Origin of the sequence: Vibrio sp. SG41-7 (genome assembly GCF_014164465.1) — a bacterium.
GTDB classification, from domain to species: Bacteria; Pseudomonadota; Gammaproteobacteria; order Enterobacterales; family Vibrionaceae; genus Vibrio; species Vibrio splendidus.
Window position 1 is genome coordinate 1 of record NZ_JACJFF010000368.1, and the last position, 375, is coordinate 375.

Here is a 375-nt window from a genome sequence, read left to right on the forward strand (position 1 = left end):
TTCAGAGAAGCCATCGAGAATTTTTGCATTGTGACTCTACCTGAGATCGCAGACTCTTTGACGTCTCGAATAAATGATAATTTTCAAGTGCTCAAGCCCGCATCTTCAAGTTGATTGGGTATATCTGTGTCATCATTGGGGTGGTAGCCAGGGCTTCCTACATCTAAACCATCCCAATGTTGTTCAACTTCAACACTGTCGCTCCAACCATCAGCGTCAGTATCGATTTGAGTTGGGTTCAGACCCAGAGCTATTTCAGCAAGATTAAAGAGGCCATCATTATCAGCATCGCCAAGTGAGCCTTGCTCTGGAGAAATATCACTTGTTGGGCTCCACCCATAAGTAAGCTCATCGCTATCAGATAAGCCGTCCTCA

General features: G+C 45.1%; 2 pseudogenes. One reads left to right on the top strand and one right to left on the bottom strand.

Annotated features, from left to right (window positions below):
* A pseudogene (locus H5300_RS27145) lies at positions 1–114 on the top strand (IS630 family transposase); the annotation flags it as partial.
* Here the strand turns inward: H5300_RS27145 and H5300_RS27150 are convergent.
* Positions 84–375, bottom strand: a pseudogene (locus H5300_RS27150) (hypothetical protein); the annotation flags it as partial. The pseudogenes H5300_RS27145 and H5300_RS27150 overlap by 31 nt on opposite strands.